7 protein-coding genes are annotated in these 5,527 nt (G+C 45.6%); 2 read left to right on the top strand and 5 right to left on the bottom strand.

What is annotated here, in order from left to right; all coding sequences use genetic code 11:
- Positions 1-177: 177 nt before the first annotated feature.
- The 5 genes from VJL_RS27295 to VJL_RS27275 all read right to left on the bottom strand — a co-directional run bounded on the left by VJL_RS27295 (position 178) and on the right by VJL_RS27275 (position 3,234).
- Entirely contained in the window at positions 178-609 is a 432-nt protein-coding gene (locus VJL_RS27295; protein ID WP_038873192.1) for a DUF4426 domain-containing protein, read from the bottom strand.
- A gap of 63 nt (positions 610-672) precedes the next feature.
- Positions 673-963, bottom strand: coding sequence for a DUF167 family protein YggU (yggU, locus tag VJL_RS27290; protein WP_038873189.1), 291 nt, complete (start codon positions 961-963; stop codon positions 673-675).
- Positions 963-1,520: a YggT family protein gene (locus VJL_RS27285; RefSeq protein WP_038873187.1), complete on the bottom strand. Its 558-nt coding sequence runs from the start codon at positions 1,518-1,520 to the stop codon at positions 963-965. The genes yggU and VJL_RS27285 overlap by 1 nt, the downstream gene beginning before the upstream one ends.
- Positions 1,521-1,574: 54 nt before the next feature.
- Positions 1,575-2,393 (bottom strand): pyrroline-5-carboxylate reductase, encoded by an 819-nt coding sequence (gene proC / locus VJL_RS27280; RefSeq protein ID WP_038882491.1) that lies wholly within the window; start codon positions 2,391-2,393, stop codon positions 1,575-1,577.
- Positions 2,394-2,523: 130 nt separating this feature from the next.
- Positions 2,524-3,234, bottom strand: coding sequence for a YggS family pyridoxal phosphate-dependent enzyme (locus tag VJL_RS27275; RefSeq protein WP_038873183.1), 711 nt, complete (start codon positions 3,232-3,234; stop codon positions 2,524-2,526).
- A 28-nt stretch (positions 3,235-3,262) separates the two neighbouring features.
- Here VJL_RS27275 and VJL_RS27270 point away from each other — a divergent pair, with 28 nt between their 5' ends.
- Positions 3,263-4,303 carry a type IV pilus twitching motility protein PilT gene (locus VJL_RS27270; protein WP_038873181.1) on the top strand — a complete coding sequence of 347 codons (1,041 nt, stop codon included), beginning with the start codon at positions 3,263-3,265 and terminating at the stop codon, positions 4,301-4,303.
- A gap of 30 nt (positions 4,304-4,333) precedes the next feature.
- Positions 4,334-5,440: a PilT/PilU family type 4a pilus ATPase gene (locus VJL_RS27265; RefSeq protein ID WP_038873178.1), complete on the top strand. Its 1,107-nt coding sequence runs from the start codon at positions 4,334-4,336 to the stop codon at positions 5,438-5,440.
- Positions 5,441-5,527: the final 87 nt, after the last annotated feature.

Below are 5,527 nucleotides of genomic sequence, written 5' to 3'. Positions count from 1 at the left end.
TTGGGCAGCGTTTGTTGGTCATTTCTACTGCGTTATCGACTTCTCATGTAGGCTAGCTACATAGCAAAGTCTCTGCCTTGTATAAATACCCAACAATTCGCTGCAAAAATCAGCTCGAAAGGTAAACAAACCCTAAGGTTATGATGTTCTAAAAGCTTTTAGATCATCACAACCTAATTACTCTTCGACATAAAATTTCTGGGTGAATTTAAGCTTACCTGAGCCTTTGTTTCCAGCTTTAACGTCAATATCGAAGGTAAAAGTTTCTTCGTTGGTAATGCCAAGTTCAGCTAAGTAGTAAATCGCATTACCTTCTTTTACTTCTCGGAAGGTGAGTTTCTGCGTTTGGCCAATCAAGTTCTTCGCTTGGCCAGTGATTTTTGCGTCAACTGCTGGTTTACCTAGTGAGGCGCTGTCTAATACGCTGATGTTCACTACTGCATTATAGCCATTACGCTTGATGTCGTAGCTACGAGCGATCTTTGACGTCAGAAAGGTCGAGTTAAACGCAACATAGTGAACTTCGATGTCTTTCATGGTTTTGAACTGACCTGCCATGCTTGGTAAAGATAAAAGGCTGATCAATAGGGCGGTAATCCATTTGCTCATTATTACTTCCTCGAATCGATATTCGTTATTTAATTTGATACGAAAATCGTAAATAAAAAGCCATCAAATGATGGCTTTAATTTCGCTTGGTATTTGTATTGGAGATTCTATCCGAATTTGCTTATGACGTCCCAGTTCACCTTTTTCTATGTGAACCAAGCCCTTAGCAACTTTGAATTGTTTCGCCAAAAACTTGGTGAGGTGTGCATTCGCTTTACCATCGACAGGCGGTGCGGTGATGGCAATTTTAAGCTCTTCACCATGCAAGCCGACGACCTTGTCGCGGCTCGCTTTTGGTTGAATATAGAGTTTGAGAATGACATCCTCGCCATCGAGCCAAACGGCGGCTGACATTATAGTTGGTACCAGATTGGACCAATCACGTCACCCATTAGGAAGTTCGCGAATTGCAGACCGATAAACAATACGAGTACGCTTAAATCAAAACCACCCATCGCAGGTAGGATACGGCGAATTGGTGCGAGCATTGGCTCTGTTAATTGATGGAATACGTACTCGATTGGGCTGCGACCTTGGCTTACCCAGCTTAGAATCGCACGGATCAATAGAACCCAGAATAGCAAGCCACCAGCGGCTTTAACTAATGATAGCAAACCTAGGAATAGGAAATCGGCACTGAAAGAAACCGAACCACTTGATGCAATCAGGATCAATGCAACGAACTTAAGTACGCACAGTACGTAAGCAAAAAGCACTGTCGCTAGATCGATACCACCGACAGAAGGGATGACTCGACGTAATGGCCCCACAACTGGCTGTGTTGCTTTAACGATAAACTGCGAGAATGGGTTGTAGAAATCTGCACGGGCAGCTTGCAACCAAATACGCAAAATGACGACCATGATGTACAGGTCAAATAGGGTTGAGATGAGAAAACTCATTGAATTCATAAGGTACCCTTAACAAGTAAAGAACGACACGCCCTAGTTGTGCCGTTCAGATAATTAAAACAGTTTTTCCATTTCTTCAGCGCGAGCAACCGCAGCTTGCATTGCTTTCGCCACAATATCAGACAGTTGATGTTCGTTGAACGTACGTAGCGCTTCTGCCGTTGTGCCACCTTTTGATGTCACGTTCTCGCGTAGCGTTGAAAGCTCAGTTTCTGGATTTTCCACTACCATGCTTGCAGCGCCAAGTGCTGCTTGCTGAACTAACATGCGTGCGGTGTCTTTATCGAAGCCTTGAGCAATCGCTTCAGCTTGCATCGCTTCCATAAATAGGAAGAAGTACGCCGGTGCACTGCCTGCTGCTGCAATAACGTTGTTGATGCCCGATTCTTGCCCAACCCAACACACCTTACCGCATGCTTGCATTAGTTCTGTTGCGAAGGCTTTGTCTTGTTCTGAAACAGATTCAGGCGCATATAGACCACTCATACCCAAACCAAGTTGGGATGGTGTGTTTGGCATCACGCGAACCAAATTGAGCTTATTCGCTAACATGCCATCCAAACGTGAACAGTTGATACCTGCTGCGATAGAGATAACCAGTTTGTTGCTGAAGTCGATAGATTGCAGTGGTTTACACACTTCCTCCATCATTTGTGGCTTCACAGACAATACCACCACGTCCGCTTCCGTTGCAGCTGCGATGTTATCGCTGGTGGTACGGATACCAAAGTCTTGCTCAAGAGGCTGGCGGCGCGTCTCAGATGGCGCGGTTGCGACAATGTTTTGAGCAGGGTAGCCATTAGCGACGAGACCCGAGACAATGGCTCTCACCATGTTCCCTGCGCCGATGAAGGCAATCTTTTTATGTTCCATATGTCTGATTTCCAAATATAAATTCTTACAATTTGTTGTGCGCACGGGTGTATAATCGCACCACTTTGCTCTGACTGCCCAAAGAAAGGCCGTCAGACTCAAGTTCACAGTGTCTGGCAACAATACGCTTTTATTGCTGTTTGCCGTAGTCTCGTGCGCCAAAAATAGCGGTGCCGATGCGAACCATAGTACTGCCCGCTTCTATAGCAGCATCCATGTCACCGCTCATGCCCATAGAGAGCGTGTCGACATCTGGGTACTGCTGAGCTAGCTTGTGCTTAAGTTCAGATAATTGTTTGAACGCTCGCAGTTGTGATTCGTAATCTGGCACGTTAGCAGGAATCGACATCAACCCTCTTAACGTGAGGTTTGGAAGGCGAGAAATCAACTCAGCCAGCTCGAATATTTCTGCATCGTTGACGCCAGATTTAGAATCTTCACCACTGGTGTTTACTTGAATCAGCACTTGTAACGGTTTTAGCTCACTTGGGCGCTGGTCATTTAAACGTTGAGCGATCTTAGCGCGATCAATGGTGTGAACCCAATCGAAATGTTCAGCGACAGGACGTGATTTATTGGACTGAATTGGCCCAATGAAGTGCCATTCGATTCGATAATCTGGATAATGCTCGGCAAAGTGCTGAACTTTACTGACGCCCTCTTGGACGTAGTTTTCACCAAACGCCACTTGGCCTGATTGGTAGGCTTCGAGAACCGCCTCGACAGGTTTAGTTTTGCTTACTGCTAAAAGTTGCACTGACTCTGGAGAACGGCCACATTTTTGTTCGTCGTGTCGAATTTGAGAGGTGATATGTTCAATGTTTTGTTGAATACTACTCATAGCTGTACTTTAGACTTAAGGATTTTAAATGGATATCACTGAGTTACTGGATTTTAGTGTAAAACATAATGCTTCGGATCTACATCTTTCTGCAGGTGTACCACCAATGGTTCGTATTGATGGTGATGTGAGAAAACTGGGCATTCCAGCGTTTACACACCAAGAAGTGCACCGTTTGGTTTTTGAAATCATGAACGATGCGCAGCGCAGTGAATTCGAAGAAAAACTCGAAGTCGATTTCTCATTTGAATTGCACAATGTTGGCCGTTTTCGTGTCAACGCCTTCAACCAATCTCGTGGCTGTGCGGCGGTGTTCCGTACCATCCCAAGTAGCATTCCAACACTGGAAGAGCTAGAAGCGCCAGAGATCTTCAAAAAGATTGCTAACGCAGAAAAAGGTTTAGTACTGGTTACCGGTCCAACAGGTTCGGGTAAATCGACAACCTTGGCTGCCATTGTTGACTACATTAACCGTAATCACAACAAGCATATTCTTACAATTGAAGATCCTATTGAATTTGTTCACAACAACAATAAGTGTTTGATCAACCAACGTGAAGTACACCGTGATACGCATAGCTTCCAAAATGCGCTTCGCAGCGCGCTACGTGAAGACCCGGATGTCATTCTAGTTGGTGAGATGCGTGACAAAGAAACTATCAGTTTGGCGCTGACGGCTGCTGAAACGGGTCACCTTGTTTTCGGTACGCTGCATACTAGCTCAGCAGCGAAAACCATCGACCGTATTATCGACGTATTCCCAGGTAGTGACAAAGACATGGTGCGTTCGATGCTGTCGGAGTCGTTGCGTTCGGTTATTGCGCAAAAGCTGCTTAAGCGAAATGGTGGAGGCCGTATTGCTTGTCATGAGATCATGATGGCAACGCCAGCAATCCGTAACTTGATCCGCGAAGATAAAGTGGCGCAGATGTACTCGATCATTCAAACCGGAGCGGCACATGGCATGCAAACCATGGAACAAAATGCCCGTCAGTTGATGGCTCAAGGTATGGTATCGCGTGAAGAAGTCGACAAGAAAGTCGAAATCGAAGCGCAGCAATTCTCGTAACGATCACATAGGTAATAGCGAACCCGGAAGATGGATCTGAATAAATTTCTCGAAGGCATGCTGGCGTTAAAAGCGTCGGATCTTTATATCACGGTTGGTGCGCCGATCTTATTTCGTGTGGATGGCGAACTGCGTCCGCAAGGGGATAAGTTGAGTGAAAATGACGTAGCCATGCTGCTCGATAGTGCAATGGATCCAGAGCGACGTCAGGAGTTTCGTAAAAGTCGAGAATCAAACTTTGCGATTGTCCGAGATTGTGGCCGCTTCCGTGTTAGTGCTTTCTTTCAGCGAGAATTACCTGGTGCGGTGATTCGTCGTATCGAAACCAACATTCCTACGTTTGAACAGCTTAAGCTGCCTTTAGTGTTGCAAGATCTTGCGATAGCGAAACGTGGCTTAGTGCTGGTGGTTGGTGCTACAGGTTCCGGTAAGTCGACCACTATGGCGGCGATGACGGGTTACCGTAACAGCAATAAAACAGGTCACATTCTGACAGTTGAAGATCCAATCGAATTTGTGCACGAGCACAAGCGTTGTATCGTGACTCAGCGTGAAGTTGGATTGGATACCGACAGCTATGAAGTAGCGTTAAAGAACTCATTACGCCAAGCGCCTGACATGATTTTGATTGGTGAGATCCGTAGCCGCGAAACGATGGAATACGCGATGACCTTTGCCGAGACTGGTCACTTGTGTATGGCTACATTGCACGCGAATAACGCAAACCAAGCACTTGAGCGTATTTTGCACCTAGTGCCAAAAGATCAGAAAGATCAGTTCCTGTTTGATCTGTCGATGAACTTAAAAGGCGTAGTAGGTCAACAGCTGATCCGTGATAAAAACGGTCAAGGACGTCATGGCGTGTTTGAGATTCTGCTAAATAGTCCACGAGTTTCTGATCTGATCCGTCGCGGTGATCTGCATGAGTTAAAAACCACCATGGCACGCTCTAATGAATTCGGGATGCTGACGTTTGATCAGTCGCTCTATAAATTGGTGATGCAAGGCAAGATCAGTGAAGAAGATGCATTGCACAGTGCGGATTCAGCTAACGATCTGCGTTTGATGTTGAAGACGCAACGCGGTGAAGCCTTTTCTACAGGCACGCTGGCGAACGTTAAGATCGATATGGATTAATACCAATCGTAGTAAATAACTGGTCATTCTAGCTTGTTAAAATACTCGATAACTGCGTTGCAATTTTTGATTGTAGAATAACTACTT

Origin of the sequence: Vibrio jasicida CAIM 1864 = LMG 25398 (assembly GCF_000400365.1) — a bacterium.
GTDB lineage: Bacteria > Pseudomonadota > Gammaproteobacteria > Enterobacterales > Vibrionaceae > Vibrio > Vibrio jasicida.
Note: the sequence above shows the minus strand (reverse complement) of the source record. Positions and strands in the feature narration are given on the sequence as shown.

Excerpts from the sequence above, each read along its gene's own strand:
- VJL_RS27295 (WP_038873192.1), bottom strand. The coding sequence starts at position 609 with ATGAGCAAATGGATTACCGCCCTATTGATCAGCCTTTTATCTTTACCA.
- yggU (WP_038873189.1), bottom strand. The coding sequence starts at position 963 with ATGTCAGCCGCCGTTTGGCTCGATGGCGAGGATGTCATTCTCAAACTC.
- VJL_RS27285 (WP_038873187.1), bottom strand. The coding sequence starts at position 1,520 with ATGAATTCAATGAGTTTTCTCATCTCAACCCTATTTGACCTGTACATC.
- proC (WP_038882491.1), bottom strand. The coding sequence starts at position 2,393 with ATGGAACATAAAAAGATTGCCTTCATCGGCGCAGGGAACATGGTGAGA.
- VJL_RS27275 (WP_038873183.1), bottom strand. The coding sequence starts at position 3,234 with ATGAGTAGTATTCAACAAAACATTGAACATATCACCTCTCAAATTCGA.
- VJL_RS27270 (WP_038873181.1), top strand. The coding sequence starts at position 3,263 with ATGGATATCACTGAGTTACTGGATTTTAGTGTAAAACATAATGCTTCG.
- VJL_RS27265 (WP_038873178.1), top strand. The coding sequence starts at position 4,334 with ATGGATCTGAATAAATTTCTCGAAGGCATGCTGGCGTTAAAAGCGTCG.